Here is a 24,791-nt window from a genome sequence, read left to right on the forward strand (position 1 = left end):
CATGAGTCCGTCGGAGGTGCTCACGGATCCGGCGTGGGCTCGGATCGAGGCGCTGCTGCCGTCGGTGGCGCCGCGTCGGGGTGGGCGCCGGCGCAGCCACCGACAGGTGATCGAAGCGGTGGCCTGGAAGTACCGCACCGGCTCCCCGTGGCGGGAGCTGCCTGAGCGGTTCGGGCCGTGGCAGACCGCCTGTGCCCGCCTGGCGCGCTGGACCGCGGACGGGACGTGGCAGCGACTGCTGGAAGCGGCACAGGCGGACGCCGATGCCGCCGGGGAGCTGGACCGGCTGGTCGCGGTCGGCCGCTCCCGCGGCGGATCGACCACCAAGACCCACCTGGCCGTCGACGGCCACGGTCGGCCACTGGCGGTCGTGCTGACGGCAGGCGACGTCGACGACACGACCGTGCTGCCCGCTCTGGTCGAGCAGATCCACGTCGCCCGCCAGGGCCGGGGCCGTCCCCGAACCCGCCCAGAGCAGGTGGTCGGCGACAAGGGCTGCAGCTCCCGCGCCGACCGCCGCTACCTGGCCGGACGAGGCACCGCCGTCACGATCCCCGAACGCGACGACCAACTGGCCAACCGCGCCGCCCGCGGCGCGGACGGCGGGCGCCCCTGTGCCTTCGACACAGCGATCCACCGGCGCCGCAACGTCGTCGAGCGCTGCTTCAACCGCTTGGAGCAGTGGCGAGGACTGGCCACTCGCTACGACGAGCACGCCCATCACCACCGCGCCGGACTGCTGCTGGCCTCGTCTCTGCTCTGGCTGCAGCAGAGATCCACCAGACATCTCCTAGAGGCGCGCCACGCGATCGGCTTGCGGGCCCCGGTCGCTCTGACGCACCGTGTACCGGACTCGGTCGCCCTGCTGCAGCGGTTCCGACCCTGCGACCACGGACACGTGGACGAACAGGTCGTCACCTCCGGCGTCCGGGGTGATGAACCCGAATCCGCGCTCGCCGTCGTAACGTGCGACGACGCCCTCACCGGCGCGTGCAGGCACGCCCCGTGACCCCGGCTCTCTCCTCCTGGTGTGTGCCGGCCCGGCCGGTGCCGGCTGTCGCGGTGGCGGTGCGGGCTCGGCCCCTCGGACGAGCTGCACGTCGCGGGCCTGCGGGCCCTTGTCACCGCTGACCACCGCGTACGCCACGCGGTCGCCCTCGGTCAACCAGGTCAGCCCCTCGGCCAGGGATCGGGCGTGGACGAAGACGTCCCCGGCGCCGGAGTCGGGGGCGATGAAGCCGAAGCCCTTGTCCTCGTCGTACCAGGAGACGGTGCCGTCCGCCCCGTCGGCACCGCCGGCCCCGACGGGCAGGCCGGCCCCCGGCCCCAGCGGGACCACGTGCGCCGCCTGCGGGCCGCGCTCGCCCTCGACGACGACGAAGGCCACCCGCTGCCCCTCGGTGACCACGCCGCCCGTGACGATGGCAGAGCTGTGCACGAAGATGTCGGGGCCTCCGCCGTCCGGCGAGGCGAACCCGTACCCCTTGGTCGGCTCGTACCAGTTGACCGTGCCGAGCAGGCCCACGGCGCCGCCGGCGGTCGTCTCGGAGGTGACGCGGACGCGCAGCGCCTGGGGACCGCGGTCGTTCTCGCCGGCCTCGAACTCGACGGTCTGGCCCTCGCGGAGCACCTTCGACCCTCCGTCCTCGACGATCGAGGAGGCGTGCACGAACACGTCCGGTGAGCCGTCCTCGGGCGCGAGGAAGCCGAACCCCCGTTCAGCGTCGAACCAGCGGACGGTCGCGTGCGGCATGGGAAGCTCCAGGTCGGAAGAGCGGGCGATGCTCTCAGTCTCGCTGACGGCGTCGGGGCCCGGGACCACCGGGACCGGCCACCGGTCAGCCCACGGTCAGGGCGTCGCAGGCGCGAGGAGGCGCGTGGCGGTCGCGAACGACCCGGACGCCGCCTCGTCCGCGCCGGCCCGCGAGCGCACCTCGTCCGGGACCACTCGTCACGGGCACAGTGATCGTCGTGAGCCCAGGTGTGCTGGCCGTCGAGCGACGCTCCGGAAGACCTACGACTCTCCGACCGACACCGACAGGCCCGTGATCTCCCAGTGACGAGGACGTGCTCGTGCTCGAGCTCGCCGGCCGCCCCGCCCGACCACACGGGCTCACGTCGGCCGATCGACCGCCCCGTGCCCCGTCATGACTTCCGCCGCGCCGCCGCCGCCCTCACCGAGCCCATCGCCGCTGACAGGGACCGTCCCCATGACCTACCAGACACGGCCCAGGGCGGTCAGCCGCGCCCGCGGCCCGGGGCCCAGGTGCGCACCTGGCCCTCGTGCAGGTCCGCGACCCACTCCCAGCCCGGTTCGGGCCGCAGGACGCGGGGGTCGTCGGTCGGGCGCCCGTCCCGCAGGGCCCGCACGTACGCCAGGTCCGCGGCGAGCCGGGCGCGCAGCTCCCGCGCGTCGCCCACCGAGCCGTGACCGGGCACCACCACGTCGGCCTCGCCGGCGACGTCCGCCAGCCGCTGCAGCCCGGTGAGGTGGTCCGCCAGCGGGTCGCTCCCCTCGCGCGGGTCGTCGAGCATCGGCACGAAGACGTCCGAGAGCATGTCACCGGCGACGAGGACCCGAGCCCGCTCGACCAGCAGCGCGGCGTGCCCCGGCGCGTGGGCGGGGTGCTCGAGGACGCGGACGCGCGGGCCGTCCCAGGGGACCTCGACGGCATCGGCGGGCAGGGCGGTGACCAGGCCGAACAGCTCCACGGGGGTCTCGTCGGCGATCTCGGGCGGCAGGCCCTGGACGAAGGTGTCCCGCCAGTCCGGTGCGGAGCGCAGCTGCTGCAGGGAGGCGGCGCAGCGCGCGGTGCCGTACCGGGGAGCGTCGCCGAGCCCGGGGTGCCACAGCGCGTGGTCCCAGTCCGGGTGCGTCGCGAACCCGGCCACCACCGCGTCGCCGAGGTCGCGCAGGTCGCTCGTCAGGCGCTCCAGCTCGGCGCGCGTGACGCCGGGGTCGACGAGCAGCGCGCCGGAGGGTCCCCGCACGACGACGGTGTTGTTCCGCAGCAGCTCGCTGCGGTGGACCAGGACGCCGTCGGCGACCTCGGTCAGCACGGGAGTTCCCCGGTGCTCGCGCGGTGGCCGCGCCGGTGCGGGTCCTCGATCACGTCCTCGCCCTCCTCCGCCGGGGCACCCACCGGACGGGTGTCGACGTCCTCCAGACCGCGGGGACGCCGAGGACTCACCGGTGACCGGAGTCCGGCGTGTCGGCACCACGACGACCACGCACGAGCGCCCGGGTCCCCGCCGGGGCCCGGGCGCTCGCCGGTCAGGGGTGCGGGATCAGGACTCCGCGCCGTCCTGCTCCTCGCGGCCGCTGCCGCGGCCCTGGTCGAGGACGTCGGTGCCCGGGCCGCCGACGAGCACGTCGTCGCCGTTCTCGCCGACCAGGCGGTCGTCGCCGAACCCGCCCAGCAGGACGTCGTTCCCGTTGCCGCCGGAGACCGTGTCGTTCCCGGCGCCGCCGCAGATCACGTCGTCGCCGTTGCCGCCGGTGATGACGTCGTTCCCGCCCAGGCCCATGATGACGTCGCGGCCGTTGGTGCCGGTGAGCACGTCGTCGCCGGCGGTGCCGCGGATCGTGGGCACCAGGCCCTGGCAGCGCTCGTCGAGGTCGATGCCGAACACGACCGGGTCGTGGTCGCTGGAGCGGTAGGGGTTCGCCGCGTACAGGGCCGGGTCACCGGCGTACTGGTAGGCGAAGGACTCCACCGAGTTGATGTTCCAGTGGGTCGCGTCCGTCACCTTCGCGGTCAGCTCGGCGCTGGCCAGCGCGTGGTCCAGCGAACCGGACAGCGCGTCGAAGACGTAGCTGTAGCGGCCCTCGTCGAACCGGGCGCCCAGGTCGGTCAGCCCCGCGCGGGTGCGCAGCACCTCGATCGGGTCCTCCTGCGTGTAGGCGTTGAAGTCGCCCAGCGCCACCACGTCCGGGTCGCCGGTGCTCTCGCGCAGCCGGGCGACGAAACCGGCCAGCGACTCGGCCTGTCGGACGCGGTCGCCGTTGAAGGAACCCTGGCCGGTGTCGGCGTTGTCGCCCGTGCCGGTGCCGCCCTTGGACTTGAAGTGGTTCGCCACCACGGTGAACGCGTCGCCGTCCTTGACGAACGTCTGAGCGATCGGCTCGCGGGCGTTCGACCAGACGCTCTCGTCGACCAGGCCGACCGGCGCGCCCACCGGCTGCACGACGTCGCGCCGGTAGATGACGGCGTTGCGGATGACGTCGCGGGGGACGCCGTACAGCTCCCGCGGCATCGGCGAGTACGCCCACTGCTCGGACCCGGCGGCGGCGTTCAGCCGGCGCACCAGGTCGGCCAGCGCGGTGTCGGCGTTCCCCGGCGTCAGGCCGCTGGAGTCGGTGTCCTCGATCTCCATGAGGGTCACGACGTCCGCGCCCAGCGCCCGGATCGCCGGCACGATCTTGCCGGCCTGCTCCTCGAGCTCGGCCTGGTTCGGCGCACCCCGCCCGGCACCGCCGAAGGTGAGGAAGTAGTTCAGCACGTTGAACGCGCCGACCCGCACGTCACCGCCGACGGCCTCGGGAGCCCGCGGCCGGGTGTCCTGCGCGGCGAAGACGCCGGCGGCGGTGCCGTCCGCCGGCTGCAGGCGCCAGGCGTCGAACCCGTAGCCGAGCACCAGCGGCTCGGTGAACGTCACCTCGTCGCCGACGCGCACCGGGGTGCTGGGGCTCAGGTACGGGCGGTTCGTGACGGAGGTGCGGGAGCTGACGGCGTCGTCCAGGACGATGCTGCGCAGCGCGTTCTCCGCGGCGATCGCCTGCGCGCCGGCGCCGGGGCGGGCCAGCTCGGTGGGCTGGACCAGCACGCCGCCGGCGGACAGGGTCAGCTCGCCGAAGCTCGTCAGGTCGTAGACCTCGCTGACCGTCAGGCGGTCGGCGGGGGCGACGAGCATCCCCTCCAGGCGCTCGCGGGCGGCGTCGTCGGCGGGCAGGTCCAGCACGGCGGGCGCGGGCAGGTCCGACGCGCTGCCCTCGGCGACGACCGTGACGCCGGCGGGCGCGGAGACCTGCGTCTGGCCGCCGAACTCCTGGACCTGGCCGGTGACGGTGACGGTGTCGCCGAGGTCGACGGCGGCGGGGCTGAAGACGAAGACGCCGTCGGAGGTGGCGGGGTCGCCGTCGCCGTCGGGGTCCTGCAGGTAGAAACCGGACAGGCCCGGGACGTCGCCGACGACGACGCCGGTCACGGTGACCCGCTGCCCGGCCAGCGGGCTGGTCGCCCCGGTGCCCTGCACCGCGCCGATCTCGACGGGGTCCGCCGGCGCCGGCGGCTGCGGGTCGGGCTCGGCGGGGGCGGCGGAGTTCACGGTGCCGCGGCTGGCGGGGGCGGGGCCGGACCACACCAGCGCGTCGGCGGCGGCGTCGTAGGTGCGCTGCAGCGACTGCCCGGCGGGCTCGTTGCCCGCCTCCGACACGCCGATGTCGGTGCTGGCGAGGCCGGAGGCCGGGCCGTTGGTGGCGGTGAAGACGCCCTCGTAGGACAGGAACTCCAGCACCTCGGTGCCGCGCACCAGGGCGATGCCGTCCGGGGCGCCGTTCTGGATGCCGGCGGCGGGACCGTCGACGGTCACCACCTGCGCCGCGCCGCCGGCGGTGGCCTCCGGCAGGGGCAGGGTCGCGTAGGACGCGCCGCCGCTGCCGTTGTAGAGCACGACCGACAACCCGGCCGAGCTGGTGCCGGCGGGCAGCTCGACCTCGACGAACTCGTCGACGTCGGCGCCGGCGTTGTCGTAGTGGACCTCGGAGACGAAGGGGACGGTCGGCGCGGCCGCCGAGGCGACGGGCAGGCCGAGCGCGGTGAACGCGGTACCGGCGACGCCGAGGGCGACGCAGCCGCCGGTCAGGCGCGTCGCACGGGGACGACTGGGCACGGGGATCCTTCCGGAAGGACACGGGGGTTCACAGACGGTAACCCGGTCCGGTGGGTGCTCGACGCCGTCGGGAGCCGTCCCCGGGTTAACTCCTGATGACGTCCCGGTGCTGGGGTGAGAGCGCGGTCACTCGGCGCGCGAACCGTTCCCGGAACCCCCCGGCGGGTGCGAGGATCCGCCCCGACAGCACCGCCGTCCCCCGGAGAGACATGCACCCCGCACCCGCGCGCCGCGGCGCGCTCGCCCTCGTCCTGGCCGCCACCCTCGCCGCGGCCCCCGCGACCGCCGTCGCCGCGCCCGGCCCGAAGGCGCCGAAGCCCGACTTCACCCTGACGATCCTGCACGCCAACGACCTCGAGTCGTCCCTGCTGCCCGTGACGGGCACCGACGGCAGCACCTACGGCGGGGCCGACCGCTTCGTGGCGCTGGTCAAGCGCGAGCAGCGCGCCGCCGTCACGGGCGCCCCCGGCCCCGGCCAGGCCGGCAAGCGCGGCGTGCTGACCGTCTCGGCCGGCGACAACTTCCTGCCCGGCCCGCAGCTCGCCGCCAGCGACGACCCCTCGCGGCCGGTCTACGACGCCACGGCGTTCAGCGCCGCCGGGTTCGACGTCTCGATCCTCGGCAACCACGACTTCGACCAGAACCCCGACTTCCTCGCCCGCTGGCTGGGCGACGTCTCCTCCGGCACGACGTTCGTCGCCGGCAACCTCGGGTTCGACGCCGAGCCGCGGCTGCTCGCCGAGGTCCGCGACGGCACGATCGTGCAGACGCACGTCGAGGAGATCAAGGGCGAGCGCGTCGGGATCATCGGCCTGACCACCCCCGAGCTGCCGCGCCTGAGCAGCTCGCGCGGCGTCACCGTGGACCCGGACCTGGCGCGGATCGCCAACGCGCAGGCCGCCTCCTACGCCGCCGCCGGCGTGGACAAGGTCGTGCTCGTCTCGCACCTGCAGGACATCGACAACGAGGTGGCTCTCGCCGGGCAGCTGCGCGGCGTGGACGTCGTCGTCGGCGGCGGCGGGCACGAACTGCTCGCCGACCCCGCCGACCCGCGCGTCGCCAACGGCGTCACCCCCTACGGGCCGTACCCGCTGACCCCCACCGACGCCGACGGGCGCGTCGTGCCGGTCGTGACGACGAACGCCCTGTACTCCTATGTCGGCCGGCTCGTCGTGAACTTCGACGACCGCGGCGACGTCTTGTCCGTCGACGAGGTGGCCTCGCGGCCGATCCCGGTCGTCGCGCAGGGCACCGACGCCGTCGCGCCCGACGCGCAGGTGACCCGGCAGGTCGTGCAGCCGGTGCAGCAGTACGTCGCCGACCTCGGCCGGCGCGTCGTGGCGACCTCGGAGGTCCCGCTGAACGGCGTGCGCAACGACGTGCGCAGCCGTGAGACGAACCTGGGGAACCTCGCCACGGACGCGGTGCTGGCCGCCGCGCGCCGCGAGGCCGCCGCGGCCGGGGTGACCGCGCCCGTGGTCGCCCTGCAGAACGGCGGCGGCATCCGCAACGCCTCCGTGCTGCCCGCCGGGAACCTGACGGCCCTGGACACCTACACGGTGCTGCCCTTCGCGAACTTCGTGGGCGTGGCCCCGGCCATGCCGGTCAGCACGTTCGTTGCCGGGGTGGAGCACGGACTGTCCGGCCAGGTGAGCGGTGGGGTGCTCCAGCCGGCCGGGTCGTTCGCGCAGGCGGCCGGCTACCGCGTCAGCTACGACCCGGCCCAGCCGGCCGGCTCGCGCGTCGTCGACCTCGTCCTCGACGACGGCACCGCCCTGGTGCGCGGCGGGGAGCCCACCGGCGCCCTGGAAACCCTGTCCGTGGCGACGATCGACTTCCTGCTGCGCGGCGGCGACGGCTACCCCTTCGACGGCGTCGCCTTCAGCGTGCTGCCGGTGACCTACCAGCAGGCGCTGGCGACCTACCTCACCGGTGAGCTCGGCGGGCGGGTCACCGCCGCCGACTACCCGGTGGGCGGCGAGGGGCGCATCACGGCCGTCTCCTGACCGCTGCGCGGGAGCGGAGCGGGACCGTCGTCGCCCGACGTGGCGGCGACGGTCCTGCTCCGCTCCTCGCGCGCGGCTCCTTCCTCGACCGGACCGGTCAGCGGACCCGGTCGGCAGCGGCGTCCACGAGCGTCTGCGCGCGCCGCAGCGCAGTGGTGCAGTTCGCGCGGGAGACGTCGCTCAGCCCGTAGTGCCCGGCGTCCTTCAGGTCGAGGACGTCGCGCAGCGCACGGGCGAGAGCCGCGTCGCCCGTCACCTCCTGCAGCAGCCCGATGGCCTGGCGGTGGTCCTGCCCGCGTGAACGGATGCCGGCTGCAGCGCAGCAGATGGCGTCCGCGGCGGCGATGGCGGCCAGCACCGCGTTGCCGGTCGCCACGGTCGCGGCCTCCGCCAGGTCCTCGGACTGCACGAGGAGGGCGGCTTCGAGGTACAGCTGCGCCTGCTGGCGCCGGTGCGCGCGTCCGCCGCGGTGCACGCGCTGGTGCGCACGGTCCGCCCGCTCACTCGTCGGCTCCGGCGCGCAGCAGTTCCCGCAGCGGAGGGCCGACGATGACCCGCCCGTCGGCGCGCAGGCTCGCCACGAGCGGCTCCTCGTCGCGGACCGCCTGCGCCAGCTGCCCGCTGGTGAGGTGGACGAACTGCACCGGGTTCCCCGTCAGCGCTTCGACCGCACGACCGGTGCGGTGCACCTGCTGCCCCCCACGGGCCGTCGAGGTCGACGCCGTCGTCGTGCACGACGAGCAGGTCCACGTCGCTGTCCGGACCGGCCTGGCCGCGGGCCCAGGAACCGAAGAGGACGACCGCCCGCGGACCGGGGGACCACTGGCCGAGGAGGGCGGTGAGGTGCCGTTCGACGCTGTCGGCCGCCGCGACCGCCTCCTGCACCGGACCGGCGAGGACGTGCTCGCGGTTGAGGCGGTAGAGCACGGCGGAGCCGGTGTCCTCGGCCAGCAGGAGTCCGTGGGCGACGAGCCGGTGCAGGCACGAGCGGGTGCGGGCGTAGGAGCGCCCGCTGAGGCGGGCGACCGTCGCCCCGTTGAGGGGGCGGTGGGAGCGGGTCAGCACCGCCAGGACGTCGGCGTCCACCGTCGGGGCGATCGTGCGGAGCGGGTTGCTGCCGTCCACAACTCTCCTATCGTCATAGCGATACGTCTATCGCTATGACGATAGGACCCACTGCGCTCGATCGGCGACTCCGACGCCCGTCCTCAGCCCTGACCGCGCAGGCGCTCCATCTCGCGCCGATCGCGCTTGGTGGGACGCCCGGCCCCGCGGTCGCGGGAACCGAACGCGCCGAAGAACTCGTCCTTCGGCGGGGGAGGGGGCGAGTTGTCCACGTAGGCCTGCTGCGCGAGCGGGGCGCCCACCCGCTTGGACAGCGGCTGCACGACCTCGAAGACCTTCTCGTACCCCTCCGCCCGCACCCGGACCTCGTCGCCGACGGACACCTTCGTGGCGGGTTTGGCCCGCTCGCCGTTGACGCGCACGTGCCCCGCCTTGACGGCCGCGGCCGCGAGCGAGCGCGTCTTGTACAGGCGCACCGCCCACGTCCACTGGTCGATCCTCGTCACCGCGGCGCCGCCCTCACGACCCCGAGAGCACCCCGTCCACGAGCTCCTGCGCCTCGTGCTGCACGCGGCGCAGGTGGTCGGCGCCCGCGAAGGACTCGGCGTAGATCTTGTAGACGTCCTCCGTGCCGGAGGGGCGGGCGGCGAACCAGGCGTTCTCCGTGACGACCTTCAGGCCGCCGATCGCCGCGCCGTTGCCCGGTGCCTCGGTGAGCTTCGCGGTGATGGGTTCCCCCGCGAGGGTCTCGGCGCTCACCTGCTCCGGCGACAGCTTCGACAGGACGGCCTTCTGCTCGCGCGTGGCGGGAGCGTCGCTGCGCACGTACTGCGGGCGCCCGAACCGCTCCACCAGGTCGCCGTAGTGCTCGCTGGGCGTGCGGCCCGTCACCGCGAGGACCTCCGAGGCCAGCAGCGCGAGGACGATCCCGTCCTTGTCGGTGCTCCACACCGACCCGTCGCGGCGCAGGAACGAGGCGCCCGCGCTCTCCTCGCCGCCGAACCCGACGGAGGCGTCGAGCAGGCCCGGCACGAAGTGCTTGAACCCGACGGGGACCTCCAGCAGCCGGCGGCCCAGCGACTCCGCGACCCGGTCGATCATCGAGCTGGACACCAGCGTCTTGCCGATCGCCGCGTCCTGCGGCCACCCGTCGCGGTGGGAGAACAGGTACTGGATCGCCACCGCCAGGTAGTGGTTCGGGTTCATCAGGCCGTAGTCGGGGGTGACGATGCCGTGCCGGTCGGCGTCGGCGTCGTTGCCGGTGGCGATCTGGAACTCCGAGCGGCGGTCGATGAGCGAGTGCATCGCCGCGGGGGAGGAGCAGTCCATGCGGATCTTGCCGTCGTGGTCCAGCGTCATGAACCGCCACGTCGGGTCCACCAGCGGGTTGACGACCGTCAGGTCCAGGCCGTGGCGCTCGGCGACCTCGCCCCAGTAGGCGACGCTCGCCCCGCCCAGCGGGTCCGCGCCGATCCGCACGCCCGCGCGCTTCACCGCGTCCAGGTCGAGCACCGAGGGCAGGTCGTCGACGTAGGTGCCGAGGAAGTCGTACCCGCCGGCGGCGGCGCGGGCCCGCGCGAACGGCACCCGCCGCACGCCCTCCAGGCCCTGCTCCAGGTACTCGTTGGCGCGGGCGGCGATCCAGCCCGTGGCGTCGGAGTCGGCCGGGCCGCCGTTCGGCGGGTTGTACTTGAACCCGCCGTCGCGCGGCGGGTTGTGCGAGGGGGTGACGACGATGCCGTCGGCGGTGCCGCCGCCGCGGTTGGCGGTGAGGATCGCGTGCGAGACCGCCGGGGTGGGGGTGTACCCGTCGCGGTCGTCGACCAGGACCGTCACGTCGTTGGCCGCCAGGACCTCCAGCGCCGACACCCACGCCGGCTCCGAGAGGGCGTGCGTGTCGCGGCCCAGGAACAGCGGACCGTCGTACCCCTGCTCGCGGCGGTGGTCCACGATCGCCTGCGTCGTGGCCAGGATGTGGTGCTCGTTGAACGCCCCGTCCAGGCTGGACCCGCGGTGGCCGGAGGTGCCGAAGGCGACCCGCTGGCCGACGTCGGAGGGGTCCGGCGTCGTCGCGTAGTAGGCGGTCACGACGTGGGCGACGTCGATGAGGTCGCCGGGCTCGGCGTGCTGTCCTGCGCGGGGGTGCGTCATGGGTCCTCTCCCGGGCCGTGCTGCTCGGTGCTGCTCGGTGCTGCTCGCTGCTCTGCGTCGTGCGTGCGGGCCATGCTCCACCCGCGGGCGCCAGCCTGCCAGGGGCGGCGGGGGTCGCGCGCGGACGGGACGCGCCGGGACCTCAGGCGGCCCGGCGCACGTGGGCGATCCAGTGCCCCAGCGCCGCCGCCACCACGAGCAGCAGCGCCGCGGCCCCCAGCCCCGCGGCGATGTGCCAGCGCAGCAGCGCCGCGCCCGCCGCGGCGCCCGCCCCGATGAGCACGACGGCTCCCAGCCGGCGCTTCCACCCGGTGCTGTCGCCGCCGGCCAGCCGCGAGTCGGCGGCCAGCCCCGTCAGCGTCGAGGTCACCACGACCGTCGTGACGTCCTTGACGGCCAGCCGGCGCGCCACCGCGGCCTGCGCGCCCATCAGCAGCCCCAGCACGCCCGTCACCGCCAGCGGCCCGGCCGGCGGGGTGGTGCCGACCTCCACGGGCACCTCGTCGCCCAGCGCGGCCGTCCAGCCCGCCAGTCCGGCCAGCCCCGCGCCGATGAGCAGGAAGAGCACCGTGGAGGCCGTCGTCCACCCGACCGCCGCCCGGCGCAGCACGCGCCCGGCCAGCGCCGCGCCCACCAGGAAGCCCACCAGCGCCAGCACCGGGCCGAGCACCGGCAGGTCGTCCGCGCCCACCAGCGCCATCCCGAGGATCACGACGTTGCCCGTCATGTTCGCGGTGAACACCCGGTCCAGACCGAGGTACCCGACGGCGTCGACGATGCCGGTGGAGAACGTCAGGACGAGCATCAGCGCCAGGTGGCGGGGGGCGGCGCGGCGGCGCGGGCGCGCGGGGCTCGCCCCGGCGGGGTCCTCGGCGGCGCCGGGCCCGGCGGGGGTGACGGCGGGTTCGCGGGGGGCGTCGGGCACGCGGGTCCTCCCGGTCGGGGAAAGAAACACCAGGGAAACATTCCCAGCGTACGGTTCCCGTGATTGTATACGTTCCGTTCGTCCGACCGCCCTCCCTGGAGGCTCGTGATGACCGCTCGCGCCGCACCGCCGCACCGCCCGACCGCCGCGCTCGCCCCCCTCGCGGGCGTCGCCGCCGCCCTCCTGCTCGCCGGCTGCGTCCCCGTCCAGACCGCGCAGCCCACCCCCGAGCGCACCGACGTCACCGGCGTCGCGATCGGCGACCGCGCCGTCGCCGAGGGCGGGGACCTCGTCATGGCCCTGTCGGCCGAACCCGACCGCCTGGACCCGACGACCTCCTCCTCGCTCTACACCCGCTACGTCATGCAGACCGTGTGCGAGAAGCTGTACGACATCGACGCGCAGGGGGACCTCGTGCCGATGCTCGCCGCGGAACTGCCGCGGGTCTCCGACGACGGCCTCACCGTCACGATCCCCGTGCGCACCGACCCGGTGTTCGCCGACGGCACCCCGTTCGACGCCGCCGCCGTCGTCACCACCCTCGAGCGGCACCTCACGCTGGAGGGTTCCTCGCGGCGCACCGAGCTCGGGCCCGTCGCCGACGTCAGCGCGCCCGACGAGTCCACCGTCGTCGTCACCTACGAGACGCCGTTCTCCCCGCTCACCGCCGCCCTCGCCGACCGCGCCGGGATGGTCATGTCCCCCACCGCGCTCGCCGAGCGCGGCGAGGACTTCGGCGACGCGCCCGTGTGCGTGGGACCGATGAAGTTCGCCGAGCGGGTCCCGCAGACCTCCATCACCGTCGAGCGCGACCCGCTGTACTACGCGGCCGACGAGGTCCACCTCGACAGCATCACCTATCGGATCATGACGGACGCGAACATCCGCGCCGCCAACCTGCGCTCGGGCGACGTGCAGGTCGCCGACACCCTGTCCCCGCAGGACGTCGACGCCCTCGTGCAGGAGGACGGCATCGGCCTGCTGCAGACCGGTTCCTTCGGGTACCAGGCCGTGACGTTCAACGTCGGCAACACCGACGGCGCGGGCCAGCCGCCCGGACGCATCGACACCCCGCTGGCCACCGACCCGCGCGTGCGGGAGGCGTTCTCCCTCGCCGTGGACCGCGAGGCGCTCGTGGACTCGGTGTTCAACGACTGGTACGAACCCGCCTGCTCGTTCCTGTCGCCCGACAGCGTCTACGCCACTCCGGCCAGTTCCGCCTGCCCGCCGCACGACCCGGCGCGCGCCCGCGAACTGCTCGCCGAGGCGGGCGTCGAGGTGCCGTACCGGATCGAGGTGCAGGTCTCCAACACCGCCGACTCGCTGCGGCTCCTGCAGGCGCTGCAGGCCAGCGTCCGCGACGGCGGGTTCGACGTCGTCGTGCGGCCCGTGGAGTACTCCACGCTGCTGGACGTGCAGACGCGCGGCGACTTCGAGGCCGTCCAGCTGGGCTGGTCCGGCCGCGTCGACCCGCACGGGAACTCCGCCAGCTTCCTGGCCACCGGCGGCAGCAACAACTACTCCGGCTGGTCGAACCCGGAGGCCGACGACCTCGTCGCGCGCGCCGCGCGGGAGACCGACCCGGCCCTGCGCGCCCAGCTGTACGGCCGGCTCGTGGAGGTCGTGCAGGCCGAGGACCCGATCGTCTACCTGTACCGGGTGCGCAGCCTCACCGGGTACACCGAGGACGTCGCCGGCGTCGAGACGTACGCGGACGGCGTCGTGCGCCTGGGCCGCGCCGCGTTCCTCGCGGACGGGGGTGAGTGAGCCGTGGGCCGCTACCTGCTGACCCGGTTGTGGCACAGCGCCCTGACGCTCGTGCTCGCCTCGATCGTCGTGTTCGCCGCCGCCCGGGCGCTGCCCGGCGACCCCGCCCTGGCCGTCGCCGGGGAGGAGGCCGACGCCGAGACCCTGGCCGCCGTGCGCGCCGACCTGGGCCTGGACCAGCCGCTGTGGGTGCAGTACGCGCGGTTCGCGCGCGGCCTGCTCTCCGGCGACCTGGGCACCTCGGTGCGCACCGGGACGCCCGTCACGGAGCTCATCGCCACGACGCTGCCCGTCACGCTGTGGCTGGCGACGTACGCGGTCGCGGTGGCCGTCGTGGTGGGGCTGGCCCTGGGCGTCCTCGCCGCGGTGCGCCGCGGCACGTGGGTGGACCAGGCCGTCGGCGGCGTCTCGCTGCTGGGGCTGTCGGTGCCCTCGTTCTGGATCGGCCTGCTGGCGATCCTCTACCTGGCCGTCGGCCTCGGCTGGTTCCCGGCCTCCGGGTACGTGTCGCCGGCCGAGGACCCGCTGCGGGCCCTGCACCACCTGACGCTGCCGGCGCTCATCCTGGGCGCCACCACCGCGGCCGTCGTCACCCGCCAGACGCGGGCGTCCACGCTGCAGCAGCTCGGCGCCGACCACGTGCGCACCGCCCGCGCCAAGGGGGCGCCGCGCTCGGCGGTCCTGCTGCGGTTCGCGCTGCGCAACTCCCTCGTCGTCGTGGTGACCCTCGTGGGCCTGCAGCTGGGCGGGCTGGTCTCCGGCGCCGTCGTCACCGAGCGGATCTTCGGCCTGCCCGGTTTCGGCAAGCTCACGCTGGACGCGGTGTTCAGCCGCGACTACCCCGTCATCCAGGCCGTCGTCCTCGTCGTGACGGTCGCGTACATCCTCATCAACCTCGTGGTCGACGTCCTCTACACGGTCCTCGACCCCCGGATCCGCGTCGCGGGAGGCACCCGGTGACCGACGTCCAGACCGCCCCCGGCACCCCCGCCCCCGGCGCGGCGGCGCCCGCCGACCTCGGCTCCAGCCGCGGCCTCGTCCTGCGCCGCCTGCTGCGCAGCCGCACCGGCGTCGTCGGCGGCGCCCTGCTGCTGCTCGTCGTGGCCGCCGCGGCCCTCGCGCCGTGGACCTCCCCGTACCCGCCCGCCGAGGTGCACTTCGACACCCCGTTCCAGCAGTGGCGCACCACGGGGTTCTGGCTGGGCACCGACGACCTCGGCCGCGACGTGCTCTCGCGGATCCTGCACGGCACGCGCGTCTCGCTGCTCGTGGGCCTGCTCGCCGTCGCCCTCGCCGTCGTCGTCGGCACCCCGCTGGGGCTGCTGGCCGGCTGGTGGCGGCCGCTGGACGCCGTGGTGTCCCGGCTGACCGACCTGACGCTCGCGTTCCCGTTCCTCATCATCGCCGTCGGCCTGGCGGCGGTCCGCGGGGCGAGCCTGTCCAACGCGGCCATCGCCCTCGGGATCGCGCACGTGCCGCAGGTCGTGCGCGTCGTGCGGGCGGAGACGCTGCGCCTGCGGGGCGCCGAGTACGTGCTGGCGGCCCGCTGCCTGGACGCCTCGGGCCCGCGGATCCTCGCCACCCACGTCCTGCCGAACGCCGTGCCGTCGATCGTCGTGCAGGCCACGCTGATCATGCCCGCGGTGGTCATCGGCGAGGCGCTGCTGTCGTTCCTCGGCCTGGGCATCCAGCCGCCCACCCCGAGCCTGGGCATCATGCTCAGCGACGCCCAGCAGTACCTGTACCGCGCACCCACCGCGGCCCTGTTCCCCGGCCTGGCGATCCTGCTCGTCTGCCTGGCCTTCAACCTCTTCGGCGACGCCCTGCGCGACGCCTGCGACCCCGGAGGCACCCGGTGAGCCCCTTCACGCCCCCGCCCGCGCACACCACGCGGCCCACCCTGCGCGGCACGTTCGGGATGACCGCCTCCACGCACTGGCTGGCCAGCGCCACCGGGCAGTCCGTCCTGGAGCGCGGCGGCAACGCCTTCGACGCCGCCGTCGCGGCCGCGTTCGTCCTGCACGTCGTCGAACCCCACCTCAACGGCCCCGGCGGCGACATGACCGCCGTGTTCGCCACGGCCGCCGACCCGCGGCCCGTCGTCCTCGACGGGCAGGGACCGGCGCCGCGCCGGGCGACGATCGAGCACTACCGCGCCGAGGGCCTGGACAGCGTCCCCGGCGCCGGCGGGCTGGCCGCCGCCGTGCCCGGCGCCGTCGACGCGTGGCTGCTGCTGCTGCGCGAGCACGGCACCTGGGAGGTCGCCGACGTCGTCGCCCCCGCGATCGGCTACGCCCGCGACGGGCACCCCGTCGTCGGCCGCGTCGGCACCACCATCGCCTCCGTCGCCGACCTGTTCACCGAGCACTGGCCCACCTCGGCGGAGCTGTGGATGCCGGGCGGGCGGGTCCCGCGCGCCGGGGAGCTCGTGCGCAACCCCGCCTGGGCGCGCACCCTGGAACGCCTCGTCGCCGCCGGCGACGGCGCCGGCGACCGCGTCGCGCGCATCGAGGCGTTCCGCCGCGAGTGGCGCACCGGCGTGGCCCGCGAGGCCGTGGAGTTCCTGCGCGCACCGCACCGGCACTCCTCCGGCACCGACCACGCCGCCGTCCTCGACGCCGACGACTGGGAGGCCTTCTCCGCCTCGTTCCAGCCCGCCTGGACCGTGGAGTTCCGCGGTACGACCGTCGCCAAGACCGGCCCCTTCGGGCAGGGACCCGTGCTGCTGCAGGCGCTGCGGATCCTCGACGGGTTCGACGACGCCGACCTCGACCCCTCCACCGCGCGCGGCGCGCACGTCGTCCTGGAGGCCCTCAAGCTCGCGCTGGCCGACCGCGACGCCCACTACGGCTCGCGCGCCGACGAGGACGTGCTGCGCGTCCTGCTGTCCGAGGAGTACGCCGCGCAGCGCCGCGCGCTGATCGGGGAGGACGCCTCGCACGAGTTCCGCCCCGGCCGCGTCGGCGGCGCCGAGCCGTTCACGCCGCCGCTGCGCACCGAGGCCCCCGCGGCCGTCGGCGTCGGGGAACCCACCGTCGGCGAGCCCACCGTCGAGGCCAGCGGCACCACCCGCGGCGACACCTGCCACGTCGACGTCGTCGACCGCTGGGGCAACGTCGTGTCCGCCACCCCCTCCGGCGGCTGGCTGCAGAGCTCCCCGGTCGTGCCCCCGCTGGGGTTCTGCCTCGGCTCGCGCCTGCAGATGACGTGGCTGGACGAGGACTCCCCGTCCGCGCTGCGGCCCGGCGAGCGCCCCCGCACGACCCTCACGCCCACCCTGCTGCTGCGCGACGGCGAACCCGTCGAGGCGCTGGGTTCCCCCGGCGGCGACCAGCAGGACCAGTGGCAGCTGCTGTACCTGCTGCGCCGCCTCGTCGGCGGGTACGAGCCCCAGCAGGCCATCGACGCGCCGGCCCTGCACACCACCTCCATGCCCGGCTCGTTCTGGCCGCGCACCTGGACGCCCGGCGGCGCCGTCGTCGAGGACCGCCTCGGCGAGGACGTCGTCGCCGACCTGGAGCGCCGCGGCCACCGCGTGACGCGCGCCGGGGACTGGACGCTCGGCCGCCTCTCGTGCGCCGGGCGCGACCCCGCCACCGGGGTGCTGCACGCCGCCGCGAACCCGCGCGGCGCCCAGGGCTACGCGGTGGGGCGGTGAACCCCGTGGAGAACCCCGTGGAGAGTTCGACCGCTCCCACCGACGAGCTGCTGCGCGTGCGCGACCTGCGCGTCGGGTACCGCACCGGCGCCGGCACCACCGAGGTCCTGCACGGCGTCGACCTCACCGTGCGCCGCGGGCACCGCGTCGCCGTCGTCGGCGCCTCCGGCTCCGGCAAGTCCACCACCGCCACCGCCGTGCTCGGCCTGCTGCCCGGCAACGGCCGCGTCACCGGCGGCACCGTCGTCCTGGCCGGCGAGGACGTCACCGACGCCCTCGTGCGCGGCGACGACCGGCGCCTGCGGCGGCTGCGCGGGCGGCGCGTCGGGCTCGTGCCGCAGGACCCGATGTCCAACCTCAACCCGTCGGCCCGGGTGGGCCGGCAGGTCGCCGAGACCCTGGAGTTCCACGGCCTGGCCCGCGGCGCGGCCGCCCGCGAGCGCGCCGTGCGGCTGCTGGAGGAGGCCGGCATCCCCGACGCGGCCCGGCGGGCGGGGCAGTACCCGCACGAGTTCTCCGGCGGCATGCGCCAGCGCGTCCTCATCGCGATCGCGCTCGCGGCCGAACCCGACCTGCTGGTCGCCGACGAACCGACCTCCGCGCTCGACGTGACGGTGCAGCGGCAGATCCTCGACCACCTCGAGGCGCTCACCGCCGCCCGCGGCACGTCGCTGCTGCTCATCACCCACGACCTGGGCCTGGCCGCCGACCGCTGCGACGACGTGGTCGTCGTGTCCGAGGGCCGCGTCGTGGAGACCGGCCCGGCCCGCGAGGTGCTGCGCGCCCCGCAGCACGACTACTCCCGCGCCCTCGTCGCGGCCTCCCCGGCCGGCGCCGTCGCCGCCCCGCCCCGCCCGCTGCCGGCGGGCGAGCCGCGCGAGGTGCTGCGCGTGGACGGCCTCGTCAAGGAGTACCGGGTGCGCGGGCAGCGCGAGGTCGTGCGCGCCGTCGACGGCGTCTCCTTCTCCGTGGCCGCCGGCACGACCACCGCCGTCGTCGGGGAGTCCGGCTCCGGCAAGACCACCACCGCGCGGCTCGTCCTCGGTCTGGAGGACCCCACCTCCGGCACGGTCCTGATCGGCGGGGAGTCCCTGACCGGCGCCGGCCGGCAGCGCCGGCGCGAGGTGCGCCGCGGCCTGCAGCCGGTGTTCCAGGACCCCTACGGCTCCCTGGACCCCACCAAGACCGTCGAGCGCCTCGTCGACGAGCCCCTGCGCGTGTTCGGGGTCGGCGACGCCGCCTCGCGCCGCGCCCGCGTCGCCGAGCTGCTGGACCACGTCGCCCTGTCCCGCGCGCTGGCCCAGCGCCGCCCCGCCGAGCTGTCCGGCGGGCAGCGCCAGCGCGTCGCCGTCGCCCGCGCCCTCGCGCTGGACCCGCAGCTCGTCGTGTGCGACGAGGCCGTCTCCGCCCTCGACGTCCTCGTGCAGCGGCAGGTGCTGCAGCTGCTGGACCGCCTGCAGCGCGAGCTCGGCCTGGCGTACCTGTTCATCACCCACGACCTGGCCGTCGCCCGCGAGATCGCCCACGACGTGCTCGTCATGCGTCGCGGGCGGGTCGTCGAGCAGGGCAGGATCGACGCCGTGTTCGACGACCCCCAGCACGAGTACACCGCCGACCTGCTCTCCGCCATCCCCGGACGGGCCGCGGCGTAGGGCGGCGGGCGTGGGTGCGTCCGCCGAGCGCGTCACCGCCGCGCTGCGCCGCGACGTCCTCGCCGGGGACCTGCCCCCCGGCGCGCGGCTGACCGAGGCCAGCCTCGTCGAGCGCTACGGCACCTCCCGGGTGCCCGTGCGCGAGGCGCTGCGGGCGCTGGCGGGGGAGGGGTTCGTCGAGCTGCGGCCCAACGCCGGCGCGCGGGTGGCCGACGTGCCCGTGGACGACCTGGCCGACCTGTACGCCGTCCGCGTCGTCGTCGAGGAGATCACCGCCGGCCGCTGCGCCCGGCGGGTCGCCGACGGCGACGCGGACGGCGTGGTCGAGGAGCTCACCGCGATCGTCGACGCCGGGTTCGCCGCGCTCGCCGACGGCCGCGCCGCCGACGGCGCCGAGCTGAACACCCGCTTCCACGACGCCGTCGCCCGGCTCTCGCGCTCGGCGAGCATGGCGATGGTGCTGCGCCGGGTCGCCGAGCGCATCCAGTGGGCGTACGCCACGACCGTGCCGCAGCAGGGGCAACGCGCGTGGACCGAGCACCGCCGGATCGTGACCGCCATCGCGAGCGGCGACCAGGCGGGCGCGGCGGACCTCATGCGCCGGCACGTGGAGAACTCCCGCCGCGCGTTCCGGCCCGCGCACCGGTGCTGACGCGCGGCGAGCTCGTCGCCCGGCTGCGCGCGGCCGGGTGCGTGCTGGCCGAGCGGGAGGCCGACCTGCTGCTCGCCGAGGGCCGCGGCCGGCGGTGGCTGGCGGACGCGGTCGCCGCGCGGGCCGGCGGGACGCCGCTGGAGCAGGTCCTCGGCTGGGCGGGGTTCGCCGGGCACCGCTGGCGCGTGCGGCCCGGCGTGTTCGTGCCGCGCCGGCGCTCCGAGCGGCTCGTCGCGGTGGCGCTCGGGCTGCCGCGCCCGGCCCTGGCCGTCGACGTGTGCTGCGGCAGCGGGGCCCTCGGCGGGGCGCTGGCCCGCGCGCTGGCCGGCTCACCCGGCCCGCCGCTGGAGCTGCGCGCCTGCGACGTGGACCCGGTGGCCGTCGCCTGCGCGCGCGAGAACCTCACCGCGCTCGCCGGCCCGCGCCTGAGCGTCGGCGTGCACCGCGGCGACCTCCTGGACGCCCTGCCCGCGCGGCTGCGCGGTCGCGTGGACCTGCTGCTGGCCGTCGTGCCCTACGTGCCGCGCGACGCCGTCGCGCTGCTGCCGCCGGAGTTCCGCGACCACGAACCGCGCCGCGCCCTCGACGGCGGCCCCGACGGCCTGGACGTCCTGCGCCGCCTGGCCGGGCAGGCCCCCTCGTGGCTCGCGCCCGGCGGTCACCTCGTCACCGAGGTCGGCGCCCCGCAGGCGCCCGCCGCTACCGCCGTCCTGCGCGGCGCGGGGCTGGCCGTCCGCACCGAGCCCGCGGCGGGTCCGGCCGACCCGGACGACCCGGACGACCCGGACGACCCCGTCCTCGTCGCCACCGTCCCCTCCCCGCCGTGATCTCGCTGGGAATCCCTGCAAGATCACGGCAGGGGTGGGGGAGGGGCGGTCAGGAGGGGCGGGGCGCGAACCACACGGTCTTGCCGGGGCCCGCGCCCGGCGGCGGCTCCCGCACGCCCCAGTCGCGCGAGACCGCCTCCACCACGCGCAGGCCCCGGCCCGTCGTCGCCGCCGACCCGTGCCGGCGCACCCGCACCGGGGCGGGGGAGGAGTCGGTGACCTCCACGCGCAGCGACCCGCCGGCCGGCGCGCGCACGGCGACGGTGAACCGCGTGCGCGCGTGCAGCACCGCGTTCGTCACCACCTCCGACACCGCCAGCTCCGCGGCGTCCTCCAGCTCCTGCGCCCCCACCTCCCGCAGCACCCCGCGCAGCCAGCGGCGCGCCGCGCCCACCGACGCCGGCAGCGGCTCCAGCACCAGCGGCTCCGCGACCGGCTCGCCGCCGTCGGTGGCCGGGCTCGCCGGTGCCGCCGCCGGGAGCCGCTCCTCCAGCGCCGCGCCCGCGCCCCCGGCCCACGGCCGCGCCGGTCCGCCGGCCAGCTGGTCGAGGACCTGCCCGAACAGCCAGTCGCGGAACGCGACCAGCTCCCGGTCCGCCGGCAGGGCCAGCAGGTGCGTGGACCGGCAGAACTCGTCCGCCTCCCGCAGCACCGCCAGCAGCCGCCGCACCCACGGCGCCGACGCCGTCGTCGTCGCGTACTCGGCGTCGAAGAACTCCTCGCCCGCCGCCAGCGCGTCGTCCATCGCCCGCGCCCGCTGCTCCCGGTACGGCGCCCAGGTGGTGTCCAGCTCGGCGGCCACCTCCAGCAGCCGCGCCGGCAGCGTGCCCGCGCTGGCGCGGGCCTCGCTGATGCGCACGAGGGCGAACTCCCGCAGCAGCCCCTCCACGTGCCGGTCCAGGCGCGCGCGGGTGCGCAGGGGCAGACGCAGCAGGCGCACCCGCGCGTCCACCGGCGTCGCCGCCCGCTCGTCCACCGGCCCAGCTCACCACAGCTGGGGCTCCCACGACCCCCCACGGACCGTGGCACGATGCGCGTCGGCCTCGACGTCGCGGCCGTCCGACGCCCCGCCCCCCACGCCCCCGAGGACGCTCGATGGCCCCGCGCACCCCCACGTCCACCCGGCAGTCCCGCCCGCGCTCCGCGGTCGACCGCTACTTCAGGATCAGCGAGCGCGGCTCCACCGTCGCCCGCGAGGTCCGCGGCGGCCTCGCCACGTTCTTCACGATGGCCTACATCATCGTGCTCAACCCGCTGATCATCGGGACGCAGCCCGACGGCACCGGCGGCTTCCTCGGGGGCGGTGACGCGCCCGCCCTCGCGGCCGTCGCCGCCGCCACCGCCCTCGTCGCGGGCGTCGCCACGATCCTCATGGGCGTCGTGGCCAACTACCCCCTGGCGCTCGCGACGGGCCTGGGCCTCAACGCGTTCGTCACCTTCGGCATCGCCTCGCTGCCCGGCATGACGTGGGCCGACGCGATGGGCGTCGTCGTCATCGAGGGGCTCATCCTCCTCGTGCTCGTCCTCACCGGGTTCCGCGAGGCCGTCTTCCACGCCGTGCCCGCCCAGCTGAAGACGGCCATCAGCGTCGGCATCGGGCTGTTCATCACGATCATCGGCCTGGTCAACGGCGGCATCGTCCGCTCCGGCGCCGGCACCCCGCTCGAGCTCGGCATCGGCGGCTTCCTCGCCGGCTGGCCCACCCTCGTCTTCGTCGCCGGCCTGCTGCTCATCGTCGTCCTCATGGCCCGCAAGGTCCGCGGCGCGATCCTGGCCGGCATCGCGGTCGCCACCGTGCTCGCCGTCGTCGTGGAGGCCGTCGCCCGGCTGGGTGCGCGCACGAACGCCGACGGCACGGTCCGCGACGAGCGCGCCTGGGGGCTCAACGTGCCCGCGCTGCCCGAGACGTGGATCAGCGTCCCCGACTTCACCACCCTCGGTCAGTTCAACCTGCTCGGCTCCTTCGAGGCCGTCGGCCTCGTCACGGTCGTGCTCCTCGTCTTCACGCTCCTGCTGGCCGACTTCTTCGACACGATGGGCACGATGGTCGCCATCGGCAAGGAGGGCGACCTGCTCGACGAGGACGGCAACCCGCCGGCCACCCGGCGCATCCTCGTCGTGGACTCCCTGGCCTCCGCGGCCGGCGGCGCGGCCGGTGTCTCCAGCAACACCAGCTTCATCGAGTCGGCCACCGGGGTCGGCGAGGGCGCCCGCACCGGCCTGGCCAGCGTCGTGACCGGGGTGGCGTTCCTGCTCGCCACGTTCCTCGCGCCCGTCGTCGCGATCGTGCCCTACGAGGCGGCGACCCCCGCCCTCGTCGTCGTCGGGTTCCTCATGATGACCCAGGTCGGCGGCATCGACTGGAGCGACTTCGAGATCGCGCTGCCGGCCTTCCTCACCATCGTCCTCATGCCGTTCGCGTACTCCATCAGCGCCGGCATCGGCGCCGGGTTCGTCGCCTACACGGTGCTGAAGGTGGCGCGCGGCAAGGCCCGCGAGGTGCACCCGCTCATGTGGGTCGTCGCCGGCCTCTTCGTCGTCTACTTCGCCATCGACCCGTTCCGCGAGCTCGTCGGCGCCTGAGGACGGGCCGGACGAGTCCGGGGAGGGGTGCAACGCGGCGGTGGGTCCACGGCGTCGTCCCGGTGTGCGCACCTCCTCCCCGCCCGCGGACCTCGCGGCGACCGACCCGGCCGCCGCGCCGGCGTCCGCGTGGCCGCCGGGAACGCCGCCGGGGACCCGGGTGCGCCCGGGGCCGGGCGCCGGGGGAGCAGGAGGGGACTCCCCCGCCGCCGGGCCGGACCCGGGCGGCGACGGCCTGGCCGAGCTCGTCGCCCGCGAGGGACCGCGCCTCGTGCGGCTGGCCCGCGCCCTGCTGCGCGACCCGCACCAGGCCGAGGACGTCGTGCAGGACGTCCTCGCGCGCGCCGTCGTCAAGCGCGACCGGCTCGCCGAGGTCGACGACCCCACCGCCTACCTGCACCGGATGCTCGTCAACGCCGTCACCTCCTGGCGCCGGCGCGCGTTCCGCCGCCACGAGCAGGCCGCCGACCCGGTCGCGCTGCCCGAGGACCCCGGCGCCGCGCGCGCTCCCGACACCGCCGAGCGGCACGCCGAGCGCGAGCGCTGCCTGGCCCTGCTGCGCCGGCTGCCCGACCGCCAGCGCGTCGTCCTCGTCCTGCGCCTGTACGAGGACCTGCCCGACGAGGAGATCGCCGCGCTGCTCGGCTGCACGACCGGCACGGTGCGCAGCAACGCCCACCGCGGCCTGGCCTCGCTGCGCCGGTTCCTCGCCGAGGAGGACGACCGTGGCTGACGAGCGCGACCCGGCCGCCCTGCTGCGCGAGGCCCTGCGCGCCGGGGACGGCGCCCGCGTCGACACCGCCGCTCTCGTGGACGGCACCCGTCGCCGCACCCGCGCCCGGCGCCGGCGCCGCCGCGCCGGTCAGGTGCTGCTGGCCGCCGCCGTCGTGGCCGTCGTGCCCGCGCTCGGCTCCCTGCTGCCGGACTCCTCGACCACCACGACGCGCGTGGCCACGGCCCCGCCCGAGGAACCCGCCCCGGCACCGACGGTCCCCGCGACCCCCACCGACGAGCCGCCCGGGCCGACGGCCGCGCCCGAGGACCCCGCCGACGTCGCCTACGACGTGCCCGACCTGCCCGGGGTGGCCGCCGTCCTCGGCGAGGACCACGCGCTGTTCAGCGACCTCGGCCAGTACGCCGCCACGGCCGTCGTCGAGGGGCAGATGTGCAACCAGGGCCTGACGGGGAACGCCGAGCAGGTCGCCGGCCGCTGGACCACCTGGCTGCCGGAGGGGGACACGTCCGGCGCCCGCGGCGTCGACGTCGTCGTCACCGGCTGGGTGGCCGGCAGCGGCCCGGCCGCCTTCGCCGACGTCGTCGAGGACAGCGGGGAGTGCCGGTGGCTGGACCCGCAGGAGCCGTTCGCGCTGACCGCCCCCGCGGGCGGGGAGGACGCCTGGGACGAGGCGTGGGCCGCGCGGTCGCGCGCACCCGGTGCGGAGGTCGTCTCCGGCGTCGCCCGCACCGGTGACCTCCTCGTCGGCGTGACGGTCCGCTCACCCGGGGAGGGCGGCGAGGCCGACGTGGCCGCCCTGCTGGCCGCCGCCGTCGCCGACCTGCGCGCCGCCGGACTGCCCGCCGCCCGCTGACCCGCCGCCGCGCCGGGGGAGCCG

20 protein-coding genes and 2 pseudogenes are annotated in these 24,791 nt (G+C 75.9%); 12 read left to right on the forward strand and 10 right to left on the reverse strand.

What is annotated here, in order from left to right:
• Position 1 precedes the first annotated feature (1 nt).
• A pseudogene (locus ACRYMY_RS02630) lies at positions 2 to 769 on the forward strand (IS5 family transposase); the annotation flags it as partial.
• A gap of 21 nt (positions 770 to 790) precedes the next feature.
• Here ACRYMY_RS02630 and ACRYMY_RS02635 read toward each other — a convergent pair.
• From ACRYMY_RS02635 to ACRYMY_RS02645, 3 genes are all read right to left on the reverse strand, one after another.
• The gene (locus tag ACRYMY_RS02635; RefSeq protein ID WP_432545712.1) at positions 791 to 1,753 is read right to left on the reverse strand and encodes a cold-shock protein; all 963 of its coding nucleotides are present in this window, start codon (positions 1,751 to 1,753) and stop codon (positions 791 to 793) included.
• Between the two features lie 485 nt (positions 1,754 to 2,238).
• Positions 2,239 to 3,060 (reverse strand): MBL fold metallo-hydrolase, encoded by an 822-nt coding sequence (locus ACRYMY_RS02640; RefSeq protein ID WP_432545713.1) that lies wholly within the window; start codon positions 3,058 to 3,060, stop codon positions 2,239 to 2,241.
• A 228-nt stretch (positions 3,061 to 3,288) separates the two neighbouring features.
• On the reverse strand, positions 3,289 to 5,892 hold the full coding sequence (locus tag ACRYMY_RS02645) for an ExeM/NucH family extracellular endonuclease (protein ID WP_432545714.1): 2,604 nt from the start codon (positions 5,890 to 5,892) through the stop codon (positions 3,289 to 3,291).
• 209 nt (positions 5,893 to 6,101) lie between these two features.
• Here ACRYMY_RS02645 and ACRYMY_RS02650 point away from each other — a divergent pair, with 209 nt between their 5' ends.
• Positions 6,102 to 7,898 carry a bifunctional metallophosphatase/5'-nucleotidase gene (locus tag ACRYMY_RS02650; RefSeq protein ID WP_432545715.1) on the forward strand — a complete coding sequence of 599 codons (1,797 nt, stop codon included), beginning with the start codon at positions 6,102 to 6,104 and terminating at the stop codon, positions 7,896 to 7,898.
• 97 nt (positions 7,899 to 7,995) lie between these two features.
• On the opposite strand, the gene ACRYMY_RS02655 is transcribed toward ACRYMY_RS02650, so the two are convergent.
• The 6 genes and pseudogenes from ACRYMY_RS02655 to ACRYMY_RS02680 all read right to left on the reverse strand — a co-directional run bounded on the left by ACRYMY_RS02655 (position 7,996) and on the right by ACRYMY_RS02680 (position 11,919).
• Complete coding sequence (locus ACRYMY_RS02655) at positions 7,996 to 8,373, reverse strand: hypothetical protein (protein WP_432545779.1); 378 nt, start codon at positions 8,371 to 8,373, stop codon at positions 7,996 to 7,998.
• Between the two features lie 25 nt (positions 8,374 to 8,398).
• Positions 8,399 to 8,542 carry a hypothetical protein gene (locus ACRYMY_RS02660; RefSeq protein WP_432545780.1) on the reverse strand — a complete coding sequence of 48 codons (144 nt, stop codon included), beginning with the start codon at positions 8,540 to 8,542 and terminating at the stop codon, positions 8,399 to 8,401.
• Positions 8,543 to 8,657: 115 nt separating this feature from the next.
• Positions 8,658 to 9,023: pseudogene (locus ACRYMY_RS02665) on the reverse strand (hypothetical protein); the annotation flags it as partial.
• Between the two features lie 83 nt (positions 9,024 to 9,106).
• Positions 9,107 to 9,469, reverse strand: a complete 363-nt coding sequence (locus tag ACRYMY_RS02670; RefSeq protein WP_432545716.1) for an RNA-binding S4 domain-containing protein — start codon at positions 9,467 to 9,469, stop codon at positions 9,107 to 9,109.
• 13 nt (positions 9,470 to 9,482) lie between these two features.
• Complete coding sequence (gene pgm, locus ACRYMY_RS02675) at positions 9,483 to 11,114, reverse strand: phosphoglucomutase (alpha-D-glucose-1,6-bisphosphate-dependent) (RefSeq protein WP_432545717.1); 1,632 nt, start codon at positions 11,112 to 11,114, stop codon at positions 9,483 to 9,485.
• Positions 11,115 to 11,256: 142 nt separating this feature from the next.
• Positions 11,257 to 11,919 (reverse strand): DUF1275 family protein, encoded by a 663-nt coding sequence (locus ACRYMY_RS02680; RefSeq protein WP_432545775.1) that lies wholly within the window; start codon positions 11,917 to 11,919, stop codon positions 11,257 to 11,259.
• A 228-nt stretch (positions 11,920 to 12,147) separates the two neighbouring features.
• Here ACRYMY_RS02680 and ACRYMY_RS02685 point away from each other — a divergent pair, with 228 nt between their 5' ends.
• The 7 genes from ACRYMY_RS02685 to ACRYMY_RS02715 are packed head-to-tail and all read left to right on the forward strand — an operon-like array spanning position 12,148 to position 20,595.
• On the forward strand, positions 12,148 to 13,806 hold the full coding sequence (locus ACRYMY_RS02685) for an ABC transporter substrate-binding protein (RefSeq protein WP_432545718.1): 1,659 nt from the start codon (positions 12,148 to 12,150) through the stop codon (positions 13,804 to 13,806).
• 3 nt (positions 13,807 to 13,809) lie between these two features.
• Positions 13,810 to 14,766, forward strand: a complete 957-nt coding sequence (locus ACRYMY_RS02690; RefSeq protein ID WP_432545719.1) for an ABC transporter permease — start codon at positions 13,810 to 13,812, stop codon at positions 14,764 to 14,766.
• Positions 14,763 to 15,665 (forward strand): ABC transporter permease, encoded by a 903-nt coding sequence (locus ACRYMY_RS02695; protein ID WP_432545720.1) that lies wholly within the window; start codon positions 14,763 to 14,765, stop codon positions 15,663 to 15,665. Before ACRYMY_RS02690 ends, ACRYMY_RS02695 begins: the two co-directional genes overlap by 4 nt.
• A gap of 59 nt (positions 15,666 to 15,724) precedes the next feature.
• The gene (locus ACRYMY_RS02700; RefSeq protein ID WP_432545776.1) at positions 15,725 to 17,464 is read left to right on the forward strand and encodes a gamma-glutamyltransferase family protein; all 1,740 of its coding nucleotides are present in this window, start codon (positions 15,725 to 15,727) and stop codon (positions 17,462 to 17,464) included.
• Positions 17,465 to 17,481: 17 nt separating this feature from the next.
• Complete coding sequence (locus tag ACRYMY_RS02705) at positions 17,482 to 19,116, forward strand: dipeptide ABC transporter ATP-binding protein (protein ID WP_432545721.1); 1,635 nt, start codon at positions 17,482 to 17,484, stop codon at positions 19,114 to 19,116.
• Between the two features lie 10 nt (positions 19,117 to 19,126).
• Positions 19,127 to 19,768: a GntR family transcriptional regulator gene (locus ACRYMY_RS02710; RefSeq protein WP_432545722.1), complete on the forward strand. Its 642-nt coding sequence runs from the start codon at positions 19,127 to 19,129 to the stop codon at positions 19,766 to 19,768.
• A complete protein-coding gene (locus ACRYMY_RS02715; RefSeq protein WP_432545723.1) occupies positions 19,762 to 20,595 on the forward strand; it encodes a putative protein N(5)-glutamine methyltransferase in 834 nt (277 codons plus the stop codon). Before ACRYMY_RS02710 ends, ACRYMY_RS02715 begins: the two co-directional genes overlap by 7 nt.
• Before the next feature lie 49 nt (positions 20,596 to 20,644).
• On the opposite strand, the gene ACRYMY_RS02720 is transcribed toward ACRYMY_RS02715, so the two are convergent.
• Positions 20,645 to 21,571 (reverse strand): ATP-binding protein, encoded by a 927-nt coding sequence (locus tag ACRYMY_RS02720; protein WP_432545724.1) that lies wholly within the window; start codon positions 21,569 to 21,571, stop codon positions 20,645 to 20,647.
• Positions 21,572 to 21,690: 119 nt separating this feature from the next.
• Here ACRYMY_RS02720 and ACRYMY_RS02725 point away from each other — a divergent pair, with 119 nt between their 5' ends.
• From ACRYMY_RS02725 to ACRYMY_RS02735, 3 genes are all read left to right on the forward strand, one after another.
• Positions 21,691 to 23,178 (forward strand): NCS2 family permease, encoded by a 1,488-nt coding sequence (locus tag ACRYMY_RS02725; RefSeq protein ID WP_432545725.1) that lies wholly within the window; start codon positions 21,691 to 21,693, stop codon positions 23,176 to 23,178.
• Positions 23,179 to 23,242: 64 nt separating this feature from the next.
• Positions 23,243 to 23,911: an RNA polymerase sigma factor gene (locus ACRYMY_RS02730; protein WP_432545726.1), complete on the forward strand. Its 669-nt coding sequence runs from the start codon at positions 23,243 to 23,245 to the stop codon at positions 23,909 to 23,911.
• Positions 23,904 to 24,767, forward strand: coding sequence for a hypothetical protein (locus ACRYMY_RS02735; RefSeq protein WP_432545727.1), 864 nt, complete (start codon positions 23,904 to 23,906; stop codon positions 24,765 to 24,767). Before ACRYMY_RS02730 ends, ACRYMY_RS02735 begins: the two co-directional genes overlap by 8 nt.
• Positions 24,768 to 24,791: the final 24 nt, after the last annotated feature.

Source organism: Kineococcus haloalkalitolerans (assembly GCF_050871905.1).
GTDB lineage: Bacteria > Actinomycetota > Actinomycetes > Actinomycetales > Kineococcaceae > Kineococcus.